Below are 20,491 nucleotides of genomic sequence, written 5' to 3' on the forward strand. Positions count from 1 at the left end.
CTTTGGAAAGGGGTCTGGGGAAGAACCTTTCTACAGAAAGGTTTTCCCCAGCCGTCGGAGACAAAAAAAGCGTCGTCGAAGACCTGCCAGAGGCTAAAAAAATGCCTTAGAAAAAAAGCGTCACAGACTCGCCGAAGGCAACCGCTTATTCTTCAATGTACGCTTTTCGTCCAGTTCGCACACACCAAACGGCGGCAATACCGAGCAGCATGGCGAAGAGGAGATGCGACCAGTCTATGAGCATGGTGATCATTGGCGAGAAATGTACGTCAGGTAAATTTTTCATCACACGCACGTAGCCTGTGACGACGAGTAGCGCGAGAAGTATGATGCGGAGGATTCCTGATGTTGTCAGTTTGGGCTGCTTTGCTACCCATAGCGTTACGAACCATGCGATTATGAACATGAGCACGGCTGCGCCTATGTAATGCACCCAGTGGACGGTAAAAGGCTGTCCCAGCCATGCAAGGCCGGGGATGTCGGCAATGTAGTAACGCTTGAAGATGGGCATTTGTCCCATGCCTGTTATGGCCATAAGTGCCATGAGCGGCACCCAGAGTCTGCGGATGATGTTAGTCATTGTTCTTCTCCTTGCGTGCGTCAGAGAGAACTTTAAGGACGCCTGCTGCGACACCCGCAATTGGCGCGGCTATGAGTGCAGACGTTAATGTTTCTTCATTCGCCATGGAATTTTCTACCGGTGCGAGATGCGGCTTTCCTTTGCCCTTGTCGATGGCGTTGTTGAGCTTATCGAAAGGCACTGGTGATACATAAATTGTGTTTGTTCCGCCGTTTTCTTCCAGTCCGTATATGTAGCCGTTTGTGGCGGCTGCGAGCTCTTTTGCGTATGCGATCATTTCGCTGCGCTTACCGATGCGTTGCACATTCTCCGGGCAGGCTGTGATGCATGCAGGCTGCTCGCCTTGGGCGATTTTGTCGTAGCAGCGGTCACACTTGAGCATGGTTCCATTTCCGGCAAAGCGCGGGAGCAGGTCGAGATAGAGGCCTGCACCACTTTGTCGTTGGGGGATGTGCCAAGGGCATACCGTTCGGCATTTAGCGCCGCCAAGACAGATGTCTTCATGTATGCGGACTACACCTGTATCTTCTTTGCGTGCAGCGCCCCACGGACAGAGGTTGGCGCACGGTGGGTTTGTGCAGTGCAGGCATCGGCGTGGAATGTTAATTTCGTGTGCTTCGCCGTTGTGTTCCACTTCTGCAGTCTGGATGAAAAGCCAGTTGTAGGGAGTGAGTCGGTCATCAACATCTTTTTTGTCTGACCAGTCTTCAACTTTTACGCGTGGTGGGAACATTTTCGGAATTGGCTTGCGAACCGTGGGGTATTTGTGTGCGTTCGATTCTGTACAGGCGGTTACGCATTCCCCACAGCCAATACATTTTGATATGTCGAGCACAGTCATGAGCTCTTCTTTTGGTGCTGAATTCTGTGCCTCAGCGGGATGCACCGAAGAGGCACAGGCTGTAGCTCCGGCAGCTCCGAAAACTTTCAGAAAGGTTCGTCGGGAGATAGGCGTATTGGGTGATGAGTTTTTTTTCGGGGACTTCTTCATATGTATACCTATGAATGAACCTTGCGGCTAAGAGTGTTCGGGCTGTCGTATGCTGACGAGATGTTCTGCGGAGTAAACCGCATGTATGGCGCACCACCGGCAGTATGACGGCTACAGCGAACTTACATGGTGGGGAATTCGAGAATCTGTTGCAATGATCTAGGTTAAGAATCTGTGCAAGATGCAGTGTTTTGTTACGTACTCAAGTGATGTGCTAGCCGTTATGGGCGTGGAGAAATAGTTAAAAAAATGCGCACGAGTTGAGTAGCTCTGAGTAGCAAAGAATTGGCTTTGTTTTTTGATGAATACGGAGATTGCGAAGGATGTGGCGAAGCCATATTTTTTTGGTTAGAGATATGGGTGGTTAACTAGTAAAGCCGTGCTGCTTTGCATTATCCAAACATTCTTGTTTGCTTTTGTACCCTTGTGGAGAGGCACCAATAGTTTTGCCGCTGGCTGTTTTTCTGCGCCAACGCCATTCTTTTGCGTAATCTTTGTAGAAGTCCCACTTTTCATCCATGCAGTTTTCTCCTGAAGTCAAGCTTCCCATTGTTATACGGGATATACTTCGGGACGATATTATATGCGTGGAGTTTTAGGGAAATGTGAGGGTGTGTAGAGCTTGAGGGACGTTGTAGAAAGGATATAGACGCAGTGTGAAAAGCATAAAAAAAAAGCTTACAGATTTCTCTGTAAGCTTTCGAAGATCAATGTGGTGGAGCTAAACGGGATTGAACCGTTGACCTCTTGACTGCCAGTCAAGCGCTCTCCCAGCTGAGCTATAGCCCCACATTGTGTGAAGTCGGTGTTTATCGGACTGCGAGTGTTTTTGTCAATATTAAAATGAAAAAAATCAAAAAAATAGGCGGAATAATCAGCAAAAAAGACCGTCGATAGTGAAAAACGGTAGTGTGTCAAAAAAATAGCAGAAAAAAGTAAAGGCAAGTTTCAGCATGCCGATATGCTTTGTAACTAAAGACGTTTTATCACCTATGGGGATAACCTCCCAAGAAAAGGCGACCTGTTGCGAGGCCGCCTTTTTTGGGATCTTCTGTTCAACATTCACGACAATGAGGACGTTAATTTGCAATAAGCTTTTGGAAAATAAGGTTGTATGTTGAGCGGATAGAAAGCGCCAACTTTAGTGTGATGTGCTCTTTACGGTCAGATTCATTAACAAGTTGATCTGTTAAAAAATCCGCTACGTTTGAAAAGTTCGTCGTTCCATGTTCCGCAAGCAAAGTGTTGTACACTTCAACGCTACGGTACATCATCGTCGCATTTCCAGCAGCATCCATTTCCAGCTTTTTAACGTTGCAGTAATTTGCAAAATGGTTTTCATATTCATCGGGAAAAGATTGTTTTAACGCAAGCTTCCACAATGCATAAAACAGTGCAGTAAGTTCGTGTTTTGCTTTCTTTTTACGAAGAAAATGAAATTTTCCCATCTCAAATACCGTGAGTTCGTTGCTTACATCGTATGTATCAAGCAGTGCGTCAAAATTTTCAAATAAATCTGATTCAGAGTAAGTCTTCAGCACTAATTGCACCATCCTGTAAGAAGTAATGAATAATTAGTCGGCGCTGTTCTGTGTAGGTTTTCTGCGGCGTGGACGAGTATGGCGTCGCTGCTGCCCCTGAGTATTGCGCTGTTCTTTTTGACCATTGCTATCCTGCTTTTTTTCCTTGGCAGCTTCTGGAGCTGGTGGAGGAGTGTGCAGGGTTTGCTGGTACAGATCGTCGAGGAGCTGTGCGGCCAGAAGAAGCTGTTCGTCATCTTGAGCAAGCTCTTTAAGAAGCGGAATAAACCGTTTCATACGTTCTTTTTCAAGGTTGGTTTTATCGCGGAGACTACCTTCCAGCATTGCTGTCAGACGTAGACCTGCAACCTTAGCAACGTCTTCGTCTGTAGGTGTTTCGCGTTCCTGAAGAGAAATTTTGTAATGGGCACCGATGCGCTTCAACTCCAGCTTCTGCATAATATCTACAAGAGATATTACTTCGCCGCTGGCACCAGCACGGCCTGTACGGCCTGCACGGTGAATGTATGATTCACGATCTTCCGGTGGTTCATATAAAATTACGTGGGAAAGATCCGGGATGTCGATACCGCGTGCTGCAACGTCTGTTGCTACGAGGAAGCGAACACGGCCTTCACGCAGTTTTGTAAGAACCTGTTCTCGTTTGGACTGAGAAAGGTCGGCAGAAAGTTCGTCTGCATCATAGCCGAAGCCTTTGAGGACTGCTGCTACGTAATGCACGTTGGCTTTTGTGTTACAGAAGATAATGGCGGAAGATGGGTTTTCTACTTCCATTACGCGAACAAGCACACGGTCTTTATCCATTGGTTTTGCGTTGTAGAATACGTGTGGCGTATCAATAACGTGTACCTGCTGGTGTGAAAGACTCAGCATGGAAGGTTTGTGCATGAACTCCCCTGCGAGCTGGATAACGCGCGGAGGATAGGTTGCGGAAAGAAGGAATGTAGAACGGCTACGGGGCAGGTATCCTTTGATTTGAACCATGTCCGGGTAGAACCCGATGGAAAGCATTCTGTCTGCTTCGTCAAATACAAGAATACGCGCTTTTGAAAGATCCAATGTGCGGCGGATAAGGTGGTCAAGTACGCGACCTGGTGTGCCGATGATAACATGGGCGCCACTGTTGAGCTTATCTACCTGTTTTCCGTATCCGACGCCGCCGTATACTGCGCAGGAAGTGATTCCGGTGCCTTCAAAAAGGGTGGCTGCTTCGTATTCAACCTGCAAAGCGAGTTCGCGGGTAGGAACAAGTACGAGCATCTGCGCATGTTTTTTGGAGGTGTCTACTCGATCCAACGCAGGAAGGATATATGCACCAGTTTTACCGCTACCAGTGCGGGACTGAATCATAATATCTCTGCGAGCAAGCTGGTACGGCATAGCATGTGCCTGAACAGGCATAAGCTTATTCCATCCTGCACGAGCGCAGGCTTCGCGGACTCTTTCAGGAAGATCTTCCAGTGTGATTGGTGGCAGCGCATCTTCCGGTTCAGTGATGCCGGAAATCTCCGCGGCAATTCTATCCGCAGGGTCTACGAATTTCTTTTGTTTTGCTGGGGCATCTTCTGAAGCGCTGTTGCGAGGGTCGTCTGTCATTGTACATCCTGTCAGTCAATAAAGACTGTAATTAGCAAAAGTCAAAGTACCACAGAACACTATAGCAACTGTAGTGGATTACTGCAACTTGCTGAAAAGTTAGTTAATAAAGAATAGTGATCTATGTGGTTGCGGCAAGGATCGCCAAAGCATTCACTGTTGCGGCTGCAAGTGGCGAACCACCCTTTCGTCCGCGAATGGTTATATAAGGAACAGTAGATTGTGCAAGAAGTATTTCTTTGGATTCAGCGGCATTAACGAAGCCGACAGGCATTCCTACTATGAGTGCAGGAGGTGTTCCGCCGTTTTCTAAGTGCTGCATAAGCCGGATTAAAGCTGTCGGTGCATTGCCGATAACCATGATAGAATCGCCGATTTCCGGAGCTGCTGCATCCATTGCAGCCTGTGCACGGGTAGAGCCGGTTTCCTGTGCTTTTTCTACAACGTCAGGACGGTTGAGCAGGCACTGTGTTGTGCAGCCGAACGGCGTTGTGCGTCGAACAGGAATACCAGAGCGCGCCATTTCTGTATCCGTAAAAATTGTACAGCCGTTTTTGATTGCGTTCACACCCGCAGCAATAGCTTCAGGGTGGATTATAATATGGTTCAGCAAATCAAAATCCGCAGTGGTGTGGATAAGGCGACGGGCGATAGTCCATGTGTCACCGGCAAAAGGACGCGGTTCCGGCACTTCGCTGTCGATAATTTCAAAAGAGCGTTGCTCAATGTTGTCTGGCGAAAAATATGGTTGCAACGGAGTCTTAGTCATGGAGATCCCTTGTTCGTAAGCAAGCTTCTACAATGGCTTTTGCAACGGACGGTTGCGAAGCAAAGTGTAAATGTACATATGAGCCGACTGTGTTTTGTGTGGCATAGCCGGAGGTTGATGTTTCTGAGCCTTTTCTATCAGTCACTTTGTAGAGTGAGGCGTGTGCAGTGCTTTCTTCTGTAAATGAGTAGTGAAACTCGTGACCGCGCGCTGTAGTGCCTTTGTTACCTAAAATGGAGTCAGCAGTTGTTGTTATTTCTCTGTAGCCAAGCGCTCTGTGTCGTTTGTCCATAGTGCAATGTATGTTGAATACGTCACACATGGGGTATGTGGCTGCTTCGGTTGTAATTTGTTGTGCAAGGTACATAAAGCCGCCGCATTCGGCGTACACAGGGTTTCCGGATTTAGAGAATGTGCGGATGGAAGAACGCATAGAGGCGTTGAGTCCCAACCGCTCTGCATATAATTCAGGATAGCCCCCCGGCAAGTATAATCCATCAATTTTTTTTGGCAGAGCTGTATCTGCAAGCGGTGAAAAGTGGACAATTTCAGCACCGTTTTCTTCAAGAATGCGTAAATTATCCGGATAGCAAAAGCAGAAGGCCGCATCTTTGGCCACCGCAATGCGCACCTTTTTCCGCGATGCCGACTTGCTATGCTTTTTTGGGGGAGTTGAAAATTTATGTTCCGGCAGTTGAGAAAGCATCTGATCAAAATCAATGTTTTCTTCTGCCCAGTCAGCAAGCGCTGTAATGCGCTCTGCGTTGAGAACACCTTCTTCCGCCGTGATCAGTCCGAGATGGCGCGAAGGAAGGGTAATGGCATCATTACGCGGCATACAACCGGCAAGCAGAATGTCCGGACAGTATGTCTTCATAGCTTCGCGGACAAGTGATGTGTGGTTCGGACTGCTCACCCTGTTAGCAATGCATCCTATGAAGGTAAGCTCGGGATCGAGAGTTGTAAAGCCATGGGCAATGGCAGCAAAGGATCGAGCCATGGAACGGCCGTCAATAACCAGCAGTACCTGCGCGTTGAGCCATTTAGCAATCTGTGCAGTTGAGCCTGCGTCCTCGCTGCCGCTGGCTCCGTCGAAGAGCCCCATGACTCCTTCGATAACTGCAATGTCGGGCGATGTCTTTTTTGCAGGAGACATGGCGTTTTCGTAGGCGGCGATACAGGCTTTCTTTGAAAGCATCCATCCATCAAGGTTAATGCTTGCATTGCCTGTGACAACAGCATGCAGTCCGGGGTCAATAAAGTCTGGCCCGCATTTAAACGGCTGAACATTGAGTCCCCGGCGTGTAAGAGCTGCCATAACAGCAAGGCTGATGAGTGTTTTACCACTGCCGCTTTGTGTACCGCCAATTACGATGGTTTTTGTCATATGCACAATTCTCCTGAAAATGTTGCAGCATATTAGGGTGTAGATGATTTTTGACAGGTACGCAGAAACGCACTTCTTAAGACATAGAGTCTATAGAAAATCTAAACAAGATAGAAGCTGTTTAACGATGTGCGAGGACATCTTTGTAAATGATTTGAGATGTAAACTCTGTTTAGTGTGATGAAAAGCAAGAAACTTGAATCGCTAACAAATTGTGTATGAAGACGAAAAAATAGTTCATTGTGCTATATATAGTTACGTTTGTATAACATTCCAGAGAACTTACATCGAAAGATTGTGTTGTCTGTTGTTATAGCTACAGACAATGCTAAGTGAAAATATATACAAACATATGAGTTGGGGATTCGGCTCCATGAATAGTGAGTGATTTCGATATCTTTTTTTTCTTTTTCTACTGGTTTGGCAGAACAATGAACATGTCTTTATAAAAAGTAACAATGCTAGAATGAAGGTTGTTATGCTTTTTTTGTAATAGAAAAAATGTGTGGTCATGCAGAAGAGGAATTTTAACTCAAAAAAACATTTTCCATTACTAATGAATATAAAAATGCATAGAAAATTGAAAAGTTAACATGTTTATAGATGTCACCATTATGCTTACTGTTGCTTCAACTGTACAATGTACAGTAATGTTGCATTTATGATGATAGAAAAGTGTAATTTGTCTGTGATAGTATTATAAAAAAAACTGCAAAAAATTCTATTGTGTGCATATGCAGTTCTGTAGTATATCTTCGGTGCATTTAACATGAGTTTAATAGTGCTTATGTGCGATTTAGTAGTTCTCTCAAGTCGACATTTGAATATGTAAATCGTGCTTCGGCGATACTATTTTAAATATTTTTTCATTTTCTGGGTATAATACTTGTTCATTTAATGGATAGGAGGGGTAGTTTTACATGGAAAGTTATTTGAAGGAAGCTCTGGAGATTGTCAAAGCACAAGCTAGTGTACGGACAATGACAGAAGAAGAAATCACAACAATGGTTCGTAAGCTTGCTGGGGGAATTAAGGAAATTAGTGCAAGCTGCTCCGTTGATGATGATTCTACAAGTAAGATGATTGATCCTAAAAAGGCGATTAAGGAAAAATCAATTACATGTGTTGAATGTGGAAAGTCCTTTAAAATAATAACAAAAAAACATCTTGCAACACACGAACTTACACCAGAAGAGTACCGTGCACGTTGTGGATATAAGAAAAACACTCCGTTGGTTTGCAAGTCACTCCAGCGAGAGCGTCGAAAGAAGATGAAAGACATGAGACTGTGGGAACGCAGGACATAGACAGAATCTGAGAGTGTAAAAAAAGGGTCATTTGACCCTTTTTTTACGCAAAGTTATTGAGAAAGAATACAGTTAGTATTGTCTAGCTGTGAGAGTCGTATTGAAGAAGCTATAAAATTGAAAAAAGTATTGTTACAGTACTTTTAAAGTGCTTGGGCGTGCCGACACAGTGATTTCTAGGGGATATGAAGGAGAGTCTACGGATCTCCCTATATATGAAACCGGTTTTATGTGAGTTCTGCCACAGAAAAAAGTGTGGACTCGTTTAAAAGACGTATGCGCACACCTGCTCGGTAGAGTTCTTCACTCACAAATTTTCGAATAGCTTCCCGAGACTGTGTGTATGCTGCCGAATTTTGTCCCAACTGATTGTTTTTAGCTGAGCAAGTACTGAATGGAATATTTTTTCGCTTGATTGTCTCAGAACTTTTGTACTGAACAATTTTTCCGAATCTCTCAACAAGTAAAGCTAGTTGCATTGTTTCGTCTTCAATAATAGTATTGATGATGATTGCCGGATGATGAACGCGGATGGACGGCGCTGCAAGGCAAAGCTTTTTGCTTATGTCCAGTACGGAAATTGTTTCAGAGCCATAGGTCAAGATACCTGCCATAAAGGCAGGTGCTTTGGGTACTCTGGTGATGTGTTCGGGATAAATGACTTCGTGCAGAAGGTGCAGCGGAAGTCCGAACGTTTCGGAGCCGGCAGAAAAAGTAAATATTTTTTTAAACGCCTGTGGGCTGGTCTGGGTAAGCATATTTTGCACCGTGTATTTCTTTGAAGTGTGGGTGTTGTATCGTAGTTTTGGTGCTTTGAAAACTAGTAGCTTTTTCTGATAACATTATGAAACGACAATGAATTTTTTAACAAAATTCTTTTTGTAAAGGTTACATACTGATTTGATTGAGAAATCAAACAAAAGAACTTTGATAGTCATAACATACCGTTATTTTTCCTGAATGCAGGGCTCTCTGAGCCTTTTCAAAAATGGAAAAATGTTCTAGATAAAAGGCGCCAACAGACTATCTCTTTCCCTTACTCGGCCGGTCGGGTTTAACACCAGTATCAGGAAGGTGTGCCTTGCCAACGAGATACTTTCCAATCGCAATTTTTACTGCGATTCTTATTGCCGTTACATGCTACGGCTTTTTGCGTCCCGCAGAAACTGCGGCCGTACCTATGCGTGTGCTGTTAGATAACAGCGCAGGGATGGTTATTTTTGACCATGCCAAACACGTAGATGAGTACGGTGCAGGCTGTGTGGAGTGCCATCATGAGCTTTCAGACGAAGTTGATGATGATGGCAATCTACCGGACGACGCTGAGCCTACATCATGTGCCGACTGCCATTCTAAAGTTTCCGATGATCCGGATGTACCTAACTTGATGGATGCTTATCATCAGTCTTGTATGGGTTGTCACGAAGAAAACGGTTCTGGTCCTTACGAAAAAGATCAGTGTAACCAGTGTCATTTCAAATAGGGATGTCTTATGAATAAGAATATTTTCATTCTGACTCATGGGGACACAGGAGCATTTGAGACTGGTACAGTTCCTTTCGAAGTGCGCATTCCCCTTAACGGACATGGTAAAAAATCGGTAAAGAAAAAAGCAGAAGTATACCCGGGGCTTCTTGTGGCAGACCACGAGAACGCTAAAAGCGGTGATATGCATTCTGGCATTACCGGTATTGTAACTGAAGTTACAGACACTCACATCACCATCAAAGCACAAGAACTTGCTGCTCCGGCGGAAGGTGAAGATCCTAAACCTACGGGTGTGGAACCTGTTGCTCTTGCTTCTTTGGAAGACGCTGAGCTACAGGCTGCGCTTAAAGGTTTGGGCGTGGACGTTCGTCCGCTCATCAAACGCTGTGATTTGCTTATTGTTAATGCGTTGAACCCTGAACCGGGTATCTCTTACGCAGAAAGCATGCTTGTACACGCAAAAAGTACCATCAATGCCGGCCTTGATATGCTCAAGCGCCTTTCCCCTGCTGCTAGAACCGTTGTAGCTTTGCCTACCGCTTCTACTGCAACATTTGATGGTTCAGACATCGCCTTTATCAACCCTCAGTATCCTAACAGCCTTGATGAACTGCTTGTTGCCAACATTACCGGCAAAGAAAGCATGAAGGGCGTAAATGTTGTTGACCTGCATGCGCTCTATAATCTGGGTGCAGTCGCAGAAAGCGGCATGCCTCTTACACACACTGTTGTTTGTGTAGAAGGTAAAAACATCGTTGCACCAATTGGTACCCCTGTAGGTGCGTTGCTGAAAGAAGCTTCTATCGAAGTAGCAGACGGCGACACAGTTATTGTGGGCGGCCCAATGCGCGGTGAAGCCACAGGTGATTTGAACAAAGGCATTGGTAAAAATACCAACGCACTGTTTGTAATGCCTGCAGGTAGTACTGAACCGATTTCCGACCATGCCTGTTTTAGTTGTGGCGCATGCATAGAGCATTGCCCGTCACGCATTCAGCCGAATATGATTTCCCGATATGTTGAATTCAACGAGCTTGATTTCTGCCGTCAGGAAAACATTGGCGCATGTATGGAATGTGGATTGTGTACTTACTACTGTCCGGCTCGTCGTCCGATGCTCCAGTTCATCCGTCTTGGAAAACACAAAATAGCCCTTGAAGAATCACAGGTTACGGCTTGTGCTCTGCAGGTTGAAGAGTAGGGGGATACTATGGCGAAAAAATCTTTGCCCACCGCTCCATTCCTGACGGTTGCCTCCGCTCCGCATTTGCATTGCGGTGCTTCCATCAAGGGAATGATGAGTACCATCCTGTTAGCTTTGCTTCCGGCCGTAATCGGCGCGGTATACTGGTATGGCATGGACGCTATGCGCGTTATGGCGCTGTCCATTGCTACGGCAGTTATTGTTGAAGCGTTATGCTCCAGGATCATGGAAAAGGAAGTGCGTGTAGACGATTTTCACGCAGTCGTAACCGGTTTACTTTTTGCGTTTATCCTGCCTGCCGGCGCCGAATGGTGGCTGGTTGTTTCAGGTTCTGCCGCAACAATGATTCTTGGTAAAATGCTCTGGGGTAACTTCGGCGGCGCACCTATTAGTGCTATCGCAGTTGGCTGGGCGTTCTGTACCGTATCATGGCCGGTATATATGAATGTTGATGCTACCATGCTGAATACTACTCTGGTAAACCCGCTTTCCCAGCTTAAGTACTTCGGCATTGATTCCATTGTGGATGCATCAATGTATAACTACTTTATTGGCGATCAGCTCGGTGCCCTTGGTGCTGTGCAGGTTGGTGCGTTACTGCTTGGCGGACTTATCTTGCTCGCCCGCCGTGTCATTACATGGGAAATTCCTGTTGCAACCATCGCAGCTGTGCTGGTTGTAGGCGGAATCTACTATGCAATCGATCCGGAATTGTACGCGAACCCGCTGTTCCATTTGTTTACCGGCTCTACCATGCTCGCAATCTTCTTTTTGCTGACTGACTTTACTTCCACACCGAATACTCGTGGTGGTAAAATCGTGTTCGGACTCATGGCCGGTTTCCTTATCATACTCATTCGCACGTACGGTCAGTACGCTGACGGTGTTTTGTTTGCAGTTTTACTCGCAAACATGATCACTCCGCTTTGTGATATGATTAAGCCTAAACCATTTGGAGCGAGGTAAGCTATGCGTGAAATCTTAAAGATGATCGTTGTGTTGACCTGCATCGCTGGTATTTCAGGCTTTGCGTTATCTTCTCTTAAGCAGATGACCGCACCGACCATTGAGTTGCAGTTGCTTACATTTGTACAGGGACCGTCCCTGAAGCAGATCTTGCCTGACTACACGAACGATCCTGTGAAGGAACGCAAAAAATTCACTAATCCTCTTACCAGCAAGCTTGTAAACGTATTTCCGCTTAAAGTAGATGGACAGCTTAAAGCTGTTGCTATTGAAGGCTTTGGCGGCGGTTACGGCGACAATATTGGTGTTATGGTCGGGTTCGACCTTGAAAACAATAAGCTTGTCGGTATCGGTATTACCACAATGAAAGAGACTCCGGGTATTGGTTCACGTATTGCCGAACCCGAATTTCTCAACATCTTCCCGGGGCTTTCTGAAGCCGAAGCCAAGTTGAAGTCTCAAGGTGGCGTGATTGATGCCCTTTCCGGGGCAACAATTTCCTCCGAGGGTGCTGTGGTAGCTGTTCAAGATGCTGGTAAAATATACAGCGTATTGAAAGAAGAGATTCTTCAAGCCTTTAAATAGGCACTGGAAGAAGAACGTGAACGCGCGGTAATACGCGCTGTGAGGAGAAAAGCATGGCCACCGTATGGAAAGAGTTTTCCAAGGGCCTATGGGCAGAATTGCCACCGTTTCGACTCCTGTTAGGTTTGTGTCCGACTCTTGCGGTCACCACAACGGCGGAAAACGGTTTAGGCATGGGCATGGCGGTAGTATTTGTTATTACCTTGTCCAGTTTCCTTGTCTCATTGATCCGTAAAGTTATTCCTAAAAAAGTACGTATTGCTTGTTATATTACCATTGCTGCATCTCTTGTTGTAGCTGTGGAATTGCTGATGCAGGCATACGCTTATCCTTTATATCAGCAGCTTGGTATTTTCGTACCACTTATTGTTGTTAACTGCCTTATCTTAGGCAGGGCGGAAGCATTTGCAGGTAAAAACCCTGTGCACATGGCTGTTGCAGATGGCCTTGGCATGGGTATCGGTTTTACTCTGTCACTTACTTTCCTTGGTGCAGTTCGAGAATTATTCGGTACCGGCTCCGTGTTCGGTATAGAGATTCTCGGTGGTTCCTTCGAACCTGTTGGTTTTATGATTGCTGCTCCGGGTGCATTTGTTGCGCTTGGTCTTATTCTCGCAGGCATGAACTACCTGAGCATTGTTCAGGCAAAACGCCGCGGTGAACCAGCACCGGAAAACCCGTCTACAGGTTGCGCCGCTTGTCGTGCCTGTGCAGGCCACAAGTAACTGGAGGTAGTATAGTATGGATTATTTCCTGATTTTTATCTCCGCGATCTTTGTTAACAACATCGTTCTTGCTCAGTATCTGGGACAGTGCCCGTACCTTGGTTGCTCCAAGGAAAAGGGTGTCTCTCTCGGTATGGGTGGTGCGGTTATCTTTGTTATGGTTATTGCGACCCCGCTTACATGGCTTATTCAGGAGTACGTGCTCCTGCCGCTTGATCTCGGGTACTTGCAGACCATTATGTTTATTCTCGTCATCGCATCACTTGTACAGCTTGTTGAGATGTTCCTGAAGAAATCTGTTCCGCCGCTTTACAACGCGCTCGGTATTTTTCTTCCGCTCATTACAACAAACTGCGCGGTGCTTGGTGTGGCAATTCTCGTTCAGCGTAAAGAATTCGACCTCGGCCTTTCTATCTTCTACTCATTCGCTTCCGGCTTAGGTTTTTTACTCGCTCTCGTTTTACTTGCCGCCATTCGCGAACGACTGGAAGTTACCCATCTGCCAAAGTCCATGCAGGGCGTTCCTGCTGCACTGGTGATGGCTGGTATCATGTCTCTGTCCTTCATGGCCTTTAAGGGCATGATCTCTTAGGCGCAGGGTTCTATGCATGTGACTCCCCTTGCGGGATAAACCAACAAGGATAGCATTATGGTTTTGACATCTGTCCTTTCATTGCTAGCTCTGGGCTTTTTCTGCGCGGTTGTGCTGTCTGCAGCATCCCGTGTCTTCTATGTAGAAGAAGATCCAAGAGTAGAGGCAATCTGCGAAGCGCTTCCGGGTGCTAACTGCGGTGGTTGTGGTTATGCAGGCTGTGAAGCCTACGCCATCGCCGTAATTACTGACCCAGATGTATCTGCCGGCCTTTGTTGTGCTGGTGGTGCAGACGTTTGCGTCGCAGTTTCAGAACTCTCCGGCAAATCTGCCGGTGGCGATGATCCGGAAATCTCCTTCCGCCGTTGTGTGAAGGATGAAGGCAAAGTACAAAAGAAATTCGGGTATCAGGGTGTTCTGTCTTGTACCGCAGCCAGTTTGCTGCAAGATGGCTCTGACGCTTGTAAATACTCCTGTCTTGGCTACGGCGACTGTGTAACAGCATGTCCGTTTGATGCCATGTACATTGAGAACGATCTGGTTGTGATTGATCCTGATAAGTGTGTCGCTTGTGGCGCATGTATCAACGTTTGTCCGAATCAGGTTCTCGAAATGATTCCGCGTCGCGCACGCGTTCAGGTTTTCTGTTCTACCCAGGACAAAATGAAAGCTGTTATGGATGTGTGTGAAGCCGGTTGTATCAACTGCATGAAGTGCGTGAAGAAGTGCCCTGCAAAGGTTATTTCCCACGTTAACGGTCAGATTAGAATCGATCAGGCAGCTTGTCTTGCCTACGGTCCTGATTGTGAAGAAATATGTGTTGATGTGTGCCCGCGTGACATTCTGCGTCTCATGTGTCCTGTTGGCATTACCGCCAAAGCGCAGGAAGCTGCAGTTGCTAAAAAAGCAGCTGAAGTTGCCAAGGCTGCAGAAGCAGAAAAACCACAGGCAAACGCCTAATAGGAGCGAAGACTATGACTACTTCTCGTCGACAGTTCCTGCAGGCCTGCGGTATGCTCGGTCTTGGTGCCGCCGTAACCGGCATGCCAGCAGTAGCATCAGCCGCACGTGTGGGTGACGAATACAAAGTGCAGGAAACCCGTTTTATGATGGGTACTGTGGTAACTATTACTGCGCTGCATCCTTCCAAACAGCTTGGACAGGAAGCAATCGGTCGCAGTTTTGAAGAGATGACACGCCTTGAGGCGCTTCTCAGCCGTTACCAGAGTGACTCTCCTATTTCTGTGTTAAACAGAGACGGTCGTGTTTCCGGCATTCCACAGGAACTTGCAGAAGTTGTGCGCAGCGCACGGTTAATCAGCAGGCTTTCTGATAAAGCATTTGATGTTACTATCAAGCCAGTTGTTGATCTCTACAACGAGAAAGCCAACCTTAATGGCGAAATGGTACTTTCAAAAGCTGAGTTCGAAGAAGCACTGTCTCTCGTAGATGCTGATTCCCTTATCCAGAAACGTGATTCTATTCGCCTTAACCGCGAAGGAATGGGCGTTACTCTGGATGGTATCGCAAAAGGCTACATCGTGGATAAAGCATCCGCAGTTCTTGCTGCATATGGTGCTAAGAATCACATGATCAACGCTGGTGGCGATATTCGAACAATGGGTGAAAAAGCTGGCAGCAAGCCTTGGGTTATTGCTGTGCAGGACCCGGAAAAGAAAGGCAACTACCCTGCGGTTATTCAAATGACGACAGGCGCGCTTGCTACTTCTGGTGGCTACGAAGTGTTCTACGACAAGAACCACATGTACCACCATCTGGTAAGTCCTCAGTCCGGCATGAGCCCGAACAATGTGGCTTCTGTCTCTGTTATGGCTCCAAGCGTAATGGAAGCGGACGCCCTTGCAACAGCAGCATTTATTATGCAGTCCCGTCGCGGTCTTCAGTTCATTGAGTCTCTTAATGGACGCGAAGCCCTTTTTGTGACGAAAGACGGTATGAAAATGAGTACGCCTCAGTTCGGCTAGTTGTTGTACTAGTAAGAAACGTAAAAATGCCAGTCTGCAATGCAGACTGGCATTTTTTTATATGTAGTAAATTTTATGTAGGAAATATGGCGCGATAGTAACATTAAGTTGTACATGTATTACATTGAAAATAGAAACGTTTAACAATCAAACAATAATTTTTAGCATTTACTTATTATATTTTACAGTAGCACTATAGTTTCTAATTCTTCTGCCGATTAAATTCTGTGAAATTTTAGGGGGAAGATATAATGAGATTAGATTCAATTAAAGTACGAATAACATCATTCGCAGGTGTTACTCTGTTTATTGTTATGGCTGCATTAATTACTGTATCCGGTGTTACATTGTGGAACACATCTTCAAAGGACGCGCTTGTAAATGCGGAAGCTTTAGCGACTGCCTATTCCAGTAAGACTCAGGATCAGATGAATCAGGCAATTACTATAGCCCGTACTGTAGCTGTTTCTCTGGGCGGCATGAGAGAATCCATGTATCTGAGCAGAGAAGCGGTTGATACGATGCTGCAGAACATTTTGGGTGCAAACCCTGCCGCCCTGGCTTCTTTTACCTTGTGGGATACGGATGCCTTTGATGGACGCGACAGCATCTATGCGAATGATGAAGGTCACGACAGCACAGGCAGGTATCTTCCGTATTGGTCGCGTGGAGCAGGCGGTACATATATTGTTGAACCACTAGTGGATTATGATACGTCCGATTACTACCAGCTTCCTAAGCGGACTAGACAGGAAGCTGTGACGGACCCTTATTTCTATAGCGTACAGGGAAAAGACGAATTCATTACTTCACTGGTAAGTCCTATTTTGGTGAAAGAAAAATTTGTTGGCATCGCAGGAATCGATATTAATTTAGGATTTCTTGAAGAAGCAGCTGAACAACAACACATGTTTGATGATACCGGTGAAGTGGTCGTTATTGCCAATCATGGGGCGATTGTTGCTCATTCAGGCCAACCAGAATCCATTGGACGCAAGATTAACAATATCTATCCAGAATTGCCTGAGCTTGGTCGGTTGGTGCAAAATGGCGAAGCACGTGTTTTATTCAACAAAAATTTACATAGATACCAGATTGTAAAACCTATCCAGATTGGTAAATCGCCGACTCCGTGGAGTGTTATGGTGACCTTGCCGGAAAGCTACATTGCCGACAAAGCCACAGAAGAAGTAACAACCCTTGTTCTGACAGCAATCGGATTAATTTTTCTCGGGCTTATCACAATGTGGTTTGTTGCTTCCCGCGTTGCAAATCCTATGATTCTTATGTCTAAAGCTGCAAATGATGTGGCGAAATCTTCATTTCAAGATCTGTCGACGATTCCAGATGAAAGTAACTTTTCTGGTGAATTACTCGATATGCATAGTGCCTTGAAGAGCATGTGCACACAGGCCGTGGATGCCCTTGCAGATGCAGACGCACAGTCGCGTGAAGCAAGAGATAAGGCACGCATTGCAGAGCAGGCAGTTCGCGAAAGTGAACAGGCTAAGCTGGAAGGTGAGCAAGCGACTCAGCGCGGTATTGCAGAAGCTGCTTCACGAATTCAACATATTGTTGAGCGTGTTTCTTCAGCTTCTGAACAATTGTTTGCGTTGGTAAATCAGTCCAGTCAGGGCGCAGAAGTTCAACGTGACCGTATGACTGAAACTGCTACAGCCATGGAAGAAATGAACGCTACGGTTCTTGAAGTTGCTAAAAACGCCTCCGAAGCCGCTGGTAACGCGGATGCAGCAAAAGGGCGGGCAGCTGAGGGCGCCACAATAGTGAACCATGTTGTGGGCTCCATCACTGAGATCAATCGTCAGGTTGTGGATATGAAATCAGGTCTCGATGATTTGGGGATTCAGGCTGAAGGCATTGGTCAGGTCATGGATGTTATTTCAGATATTGCAGACCAAACCAACTTGCTAGCTCTGAACGCTGCCATTGAAGCAGCGCGCGCAGGAGATGCAGGACGCGGGTTCGCCGTTGTTGCTGATGAAGTGCGCAAGCTGGCAGAAAAAACCATGACAGCCACACACGAAGTCGGCAAATCCATCGCTTCAATTCAGGCAGGAACACGTCATAATATCAAAAGTATGGAAGAAGTTGCTGTTGTGGTGAAAAGCAGTACAGAACAGGCGCAGCAGTCTGGAACTTCTCTCACAAATATTGTGACAATCGCTGAATCCACAGCGGATCAGGTTCGGGCTATCGCAACAGCATCGGAAGAGCAGGCTGCTACTTCTGAACAAATTAATCGCGGTACTGAAGAAGTGAACCGCATCAGTGGTGAGACTAATGAATCCATGGGGCAGGCTTCCAGCGCTCTTGTGGAACTTTCTGCATTGACAGATGAATTAGCTTCAATCGTACGGGAAATGCAAAAATAGTAGCCCGTAGGGTGTAATCTCACTATATCTCAAACGGGATTGTCTGAAGGTATTCAGATGGTCCCGTTTGTTTTGTTTTTGACGGGTGCCGGAATCGTGCTTACAACTCTTGATGTGCATCAATGAAAGCTGAAAATGGATGATGTAAGAGTTGGAACCGACAAAGTGGTATTCTCGTAAGCATGGAACTATCCATGCGATCGATAAATGTCCTACTTTGTTGGTAGTATATAGCTGGGTGGTGCAATCACTACTTGCAAAAATAGCCAAACATGCTAGTCCTACCCTCACGCGATACAGCTTGGTCGTATGTGCTCGTATGGTTGGTTTTAACCGTAAATGTGAGTACGTACAGACATGCACCTGCGCCTCGTTATTATTGAGGCATAGAATAGATTTACTGCACCGGCGGTTACTAATTAGCTTTTTACTAACCTGCTGCTACATGGTGTTTAGTTGTATCACGCGCACGTATTAACTGACTTGTTTCTTTTTATTATTACAGTAAATTGTGCGACAGACAGTTCAATGTAAGAGCGAGCCTGCCGCCGACTTACACATCTTTTGCGGAGGATGTCTTATGTCTAAGCACGTAATTGTTATTGGTGCTGTTGCCCTTGGTCCAAAAGCTGCCTGTCGTTACAAACGTCTTTGTCCAGACGCGAAAGTAACCATGATTGATCAGGCTCCACGTATTTCATACGGTGGTTGCGGCATCCCTTACTTTGTTTCCGGTGAAGTAAATACCGTTGTAGACCTCCAGTCTACTCCTTACCATATCGTTCGTGACGCTGCGTTCTTCAAAACAAACAAAGACGTAGACGTTCTTATCAACACCCGCGCAACTTCTATTGATCGCGAAGCCAAAACTGTTTCTATCGAAAATGTTTTGACCTGTGAAAAAGAAGTGCTTTCTTACGACGAACTCGTAATCGCAACCGGTTCTAAACCAAACTTGCCTCCGTTTGAGGGAATTAACCTCAAAGGCATTACTCCTGCTACCAACCTCGAAGAAGCTGAACTGATTAAAAATGCTGTTGCAAACGGCGAAGTTAACAATGCAGTTGTAGTTGGTGCTGGTTTTATTGGTCTTGAAATGGCAGTTGCTTTTGCAGATATGTGGGGCATCAACACCAGTGTTGTTGAGCTTCAGAGTCAGATACTTCCTGGTTTCCTGCCTAAGTCTTTATCTAGAATGGCACAGACTGATCTCGAGAAGAACGAAGTAAAAGTTTACCTCGAAGAGTCCGTTGTTCGTTTCGAAGGCGTAGACGGTAAAGTTACTAAAGTTATCACCAACAAGCGCGAAATCGAAGCAGATCTCGTTATCCTTGCTATTGGTGTTTCTCCTAATACTGAGATTGCTGTTGAAGCTGGCATCGAATGCGATAAACGCGGTGCAATCAAAGTTAACGACCATTTCCAGACCTCCGATCCTGCCATTTACTCCGGTGGTGATTGCGTAACTATTCCTAACCTCGTAACCGGCAAACTCGGCTACTACCCACTCGGTTCCATGGCGAACCGTCAGGGTCGTATCATCGGTACTAACCTTGCCGGTGGTGACGCAAGCATGGCTGGCGGCATTGGTAGCTGGTGCGTAAAACTGTTCGAAATGTCTTGCAGTGGTGCAGGTCTTACTCTCGAACAGGCTCTTGCGAACGATTTTGATGCAATCTCCGTTCACGTTGAACAGATGGACAGAGCTCACTTCTTCCCTGAAAAAGCGCTCATGTCTCTCCAGATTGTTGTTGATCGTCCTACCCGCCGTATCCTCGGTATGCAGGGAATGAACGAATTCGGCGATGCACTCACTGCACGTATCAACGCAGTTGTGCCGCTTATCTCTTCTCATGCAACCATCGACGACGTAGCCAACCTCGAAGTTGTTTACTCTCCACCGTTCTCCTCTGCGATGGATATCGTTAACGCTGTTGCTAACGTAGCAGACAACGTTCTCGCAGGTCAGAACAAGTACATGGACCCTGCTGACTTCGGCACATGTTGGGCTGATCGTGATTGCGGCGAATACTACTTCATTGATACCCGCCTTGCTGGTGGCGCTAAAGATATGTGTGAAACATACCCAGGCGAGTGGCACAATATTCCAAACGAAGAAATTAGTGCGCGTATTAACGAAATTCCTAAAGACAAACAGGTTGTAATGATCTGCAACACCGGTCTGCGCTCCTACGAAGCTATGCTTCTTGCGTGTGAACTTGGTCTTGAAAACGTCAAAGCATGCGCTGGTGGTATGGGCGCTCAGAAAAAACTGAACGCTAAAATCTAGGTTTACTGTTGGCAATGTTGTTTTTACAACGCTTGCCAGCGGGGCTTTAAGAACCTTTTGCAAAAGGTTCTTAAAAATCTCCAAAAACCTTT

At 46.1% G+C, this 20,491-nt stretch carries 19 protein-coding genes and 1 tRNA gene; 11 read left to right on the forward strand and 9 right to left on the reverse strand.

What is annotated here, in order from left to right:
- Positions 1-145: 145 nt before the first annotated feature.
- The 8 genes from MKHDV_RS05410 to MKHDV_RS05445 all read right to left on the reverse strand — a co-directional run bounded on the left by MKHDV_RS05410 (position 146) and on the right by MKHDV_RS05445 (position 6,864).
- Positions 146-580, reverse strand: coding sequence for a FeS-binding protein (locus tag MKHDV_RS05410; protein WP_160713046.1), 435 nt, complete (start codon positions 578-580; stop codon positions 146-148).
- Positions 573-1,571, reverse strand: coding sequence for a 4Fe-4S dicluster domain-containing protein (locus MKHDV_RS05415; protein WP_160713048.1), 999 nt, complete (start codon positions 1,569-1,571; stop codon positions 573-575). Before MKHDV_RS05415 ends, MKHDV_RS05410 begins: the two co-directional genes overlap by 8 nt.
- Positions 1,572-1,935: 364 nt before the next feature.
- Positions 1,936-2,091 (reverse strand): DUF1508 domain-containing protein, encoded by a 156-nt coding sequence (locus MKHDV_RS05420; RefSeq protein WP_160713050.1) that lies wholly within the window; start codon positions 2,089-2,091, stop codon positions 1,936-1,938.
- Between the two features lie 193 nt (positions 2,092-2,284).
- Positions 2,285-2,360 (reverse strand) — tRNA-Ala (locus MKHDV_RS05425).
- A 290-nt stretch (positions 2,361-2,650) separates the two neighbouring features.
- Positions 2,651-3,112, reverse strand: a complete 462-nt coding sequence (locus tag MKHDV_RS05430) for a hypothetical protein (protein ID WP_160713052.1) — start codon at positions 3,110-3,112, stop codon at positions 2,651-2,653.
- A 33-nt stretch (positions 3,113-3,145) separates the two neighbouring features.
- Positions 3,146-4,708 carry a DEAD/DEAH box helicase gene (locus MKHDV_RS05435; RefSeq protein ID WP_160713054.1) on the reverse strand — a complete coding sequence of 521 codons (1,563 nt, stop codon included), beginning with the start codon at positions 4,706-4,708 and terminating at the stop codon, positions 3,146-3,148.
- Between the two features lie 121 nt (positions 4,709-4,829).
- Positions 4,830-5,477, reverse strand: coding sequence for a precorrin-8X methylmutase (locus tag MKHDV_RS05440; protein ID WP_160713056.1), 648 nt, complete (start codon positions 5,475-5,477; stop codon positions 4,830-4,832).
- Complete coding sequence (locus tag MKHDV_RS05445; protein ID WP_160713058.1) at positions 5,470-6,864, reverse strand: cobyrinate a,c-diamide synthase; 1,395 nt, start codon at positions 6,862-6,864, stop codon at positions 5,470-5,472. Before MKHDV_RS05445 ends, MKHDV_RS05440 begins: the two co-directional genes overlap by 8 nt.
- A 920-nt stretch (positions 6,865-7,784) precedes the next feature.
- Between MKHDV_RS05445 and MKHDV_RS05450 the strand changes: the two genes are divergently transcribed.
- On the forward strand, positions 7,785-8,171 hold the full coding sequence (locus MKHDV_RS05450) for a MucR family transcriptional regulator (protein ID WP_160713060.1): 387 nt from the start codon (positions 7,785-7,787) through the stop codon (positions 8,169-8,171).
- A gap of 227 nt (positions 8,172-8,398) precedes the next feature.
- Here MKHDV_RS05450 and MKHDV_RS05455 read toward each other — a convergent pair whose 3' ends face one another.
- Positions 8,399-8,929 (reverse strand): chemotaxis protein CheW, encoded by a 531-nt coding sequence (locus MKHDV_RS05455; RefSeq protein WP_160713062.1) that lies wholly within the window; start codon positions 8,927-8,929, stop codon positions 8,399-8,401.
- A gap of 323 nt (positions 8,930-9,252) precedes the next feature.
- Here MKHDV_RS05455 and MKHDV_RS05460 point away from each other — a divergent pair, with 323 nt between their 5' ends.
- From MKHDV_RS05460 to MKHDV_RS05505, 10 genes are all read left to right on the forward strand, one after another.
- Positions 9,253-9,654 carry a cytochrome c3 family protein gene (locus MKHDV_RS05460; RefSeq protein WP_160713064.1) on the forward strand — a complete coding sequence of 134 codons (402 nt, stop codon included), beginning with the start codon at positions 9,253-9,255 and terminating at the stop codon, positions 9,652-9,654.
- A 9-nt stretch (positions 9,655-9,663) separates the two neighbouring features.
- Entirely contained in the window at positions 9,664-10,860 is a 1,197-nt protein-coding gene (locus tag MKHDV_RS05465; protein ID WP_160713066.1) for a 4Fe-4S dicluster domain-containing protein, read from the forward strand.
- 9 nt (positions 10,861-10,869) lie between these two features.
- Complete coding sequence (locus tag MKHDV_RS05470) at positions 10,870-11,829, forward strand: RnfABCDGE type electron transport complex subunit D (RefSeq protein WP_160713068.1); 960 nt, start codon at positions 10,870-10,872, stop codon at positions 11,827-11,829.
- A 3-nt stretch (positions 11,830-11,832) separates the two neighbouring features.
- A complete protein-coding gene (gene rnfG / locus MKHDV_RS05475) occupies positions 11,833-12,414 on the forward strand; it encodes an RnfABCDGE type electron transport complex subunit G (protein WP_160713070.1) in 582 nt (193 codons plus the stop codon).
- Between the two features lie 53 nt (positions 12,415-12,467).
- Positions 12,468-13,139, forward strand: a complete 672-nt coding sequence (rsxE, locus tag MKHDV_RS05480; RefSeq protein WP_160713072.1) for an electron transport complex subunit RsxE — start codon at positions 12,468-12,470, stop codon at positions 13,137-13,139.
- Between the two features lie 16 nt (positions 13,140-13,155).
- Complete coding sequence (locus MKHDV_RS05485; protein ID WP_160713074.1) at positions 13,156-13,731, forward strand: electron transport complex protein RnfA; 576 nt, start codon at positions 13,156-13,158, stop codon at positions 13,729-13,731.
- Positions 13,732-13,788: 57 nt separating this feature from the next.
- A complete protein-coding gene (gene rnfB / locus MKHDV_RS05490; RefSeq protein ID WP_160713076.1) occupies positions 13,789-14,691 on the forward strand; it encodes an RnfABCDGE type electron transport complex subunit B in 903 nt (300 codons plus the stop codon).
- 14 nt (positions 14,692-14,705) lie between these two features.
- Positions 14,706-15,716, forward strand: coding sequence for an FAD:protein FMN transferase (locus MKHDV_RS05495; RefSeq protein WP_160713078.1), 1,011 nt, complete (start codon positions 14,706-14,708; stop codon positions 15,714-15,716).
- A gap of 251 nt (positions 15,717-15,967) precedes the next feature.
- Entirely contained in the window at positions 15,968-18,109 is a 2,142-nt protein-coding gene (locus MKHDV_RS05500; protein WP_160713080.1) for a methyl-accepting chemotaxis protein, read from the forward strand.
- Positions 18,110-18,689: 580 nt separating this feature from the next.
- Complete coding sequence (locus MKHDV_RS05505; RefSeq protein ID WP_160713082.1) at positions 18,690-20,399, forward strand: FAD-dependent oxidoreductase; 1,710 nt, start codon at positions 18,690-18,692, stop codon at positions 20,397-20,399.
- Positions 20,400-20,491: the final 92 nt, after the last annotated feature.

This window comes from Halodesulfovibrio sp. MK-HDV, from assembly GCF_009914765.1.
GTDB lineage: Bacteria > Desulfobacterota > Desulfovibrionia > Desulfovibrionales > Desulfovibrionaceae > Halodesulfovibrio.

Bases quoted from the DNA above. Each gene is read 5' to 3' on its own strand.
- MKHDV_RS05465 (WP_160713066.1), top strand. From the start codon at position 9,664: ATGAATAAGAATATTTTCATTCTGACTCATGGGGACACAGGAGCATTT.
- MKHDV_RS05440 (WP_160713056.1), bottom strand. From the start codon at position 5,477: ATGACTAAGACTCCGTTGCAACCATATTTTTCGCCAGACAACATTGAG.
- MKHDV_RS05495 (WP_160713078.1), top strand. From the start codon at position 14,706: ATGACTACTTCTCGTCGACAGTTCCTGCAGGCCTGCGGTATGCTCGGT.
- MKHDV_RS05445 (WP_160713058.1), bottom strand. From the start codon at position 6,864: ATGACAAAAACCATCGTAATTGGCGGTACACAAAGCGGCAGTGGTAAA.
- rnfG (WP_160713070.1), top strand. From the start codon at position 11,833: ATGCGTGAAATCTTAAAGATGATCGTTGTGTTGACCTGCATCGCTGGT.
- MKHDV_RS05450 (WP_160713060.1), top strand. From the start codon at position 7,785: ATGGAAAGTTATTTGAAGGAAGCTCTGGAGATTGTCAAAGCACAAGCT.
- MKHDV_RS05420 (WP_160713050.1), bottom strand. From the start codon at position 2,091: ATGGATGAAAAGTGGGACTTCTACAAAGATTACGCAAAAGAATGGCGT.
- MKHDV_RS05470 (WP_160713068.1), top strand. From the start codon at position 10,870: ATGGCGAAAAAATCTTTGCCCACCGCTCCATTCCTGACGGTTGCCTCC.
- rsxE (WP_160713072.1), top strand. From the start codon at position 12,468: ATGGCCACCGTATGGAAAGAGTTTTCCAAGGGCCTATGGGCAGAATTG.
- MKHDV_RS05415 (WP_160713048.1), bottom strand. From the start codon at position 1,571: ATGAAGAAGTCCCCGAAAAAAAACTCATCACCCAATACGCCTATCTCC.
- MKHDV_RS05455 (WP_160713062.1), bottom strand. From the start codon at position 8,929: ATGCTTACCCAGACCAGCCCACAGGCGTTTAAAAAAATATTTACTTTT.
- MKHDV_RS05505 (WP_160713082.1), top strand. From the start codon at position 18,690: ATGTCTAAGCACGTAATTGTTATTGGTGCTGTTGCCCTTGGTCCAAAA.
- MKHDV_RS05435 (WP_160713054.1), bottom strand. From the start codon at position 4,708: ATGACAGACGACCCTCGCAACAGCGCTTCAGAAGATGCCCCAGCAAAA.
- MKHDV_RS05485 (WP_160713074.1), top strand. From the start codon at position 13,156: ATGGATTATTTCCTGATTTTTATCTCCGCGATCTTTGTTAACAACATC.
- MKHDV_RS05410 (WP_160713046.1), bottom strand. From the start codon at position 580: ATGACTAACATCATCCGCAGACTCTGGGTGCCGCTCATGGCACTTATG.
- rnfB (WP_160713076.1), top strand. From the start codon at position 13,789: ATGGTTTTGACATCTGTCCTTTCATTGCTAGCTCTGGGCTTTTTCTGC.
- MKHDV_RS05500 (WP_160713080.1), top strand. From the start codon at position 15,968: ATGAGATTAGATTCAATTAAAGTACGAATAACATCATTCGCAGGTGTT.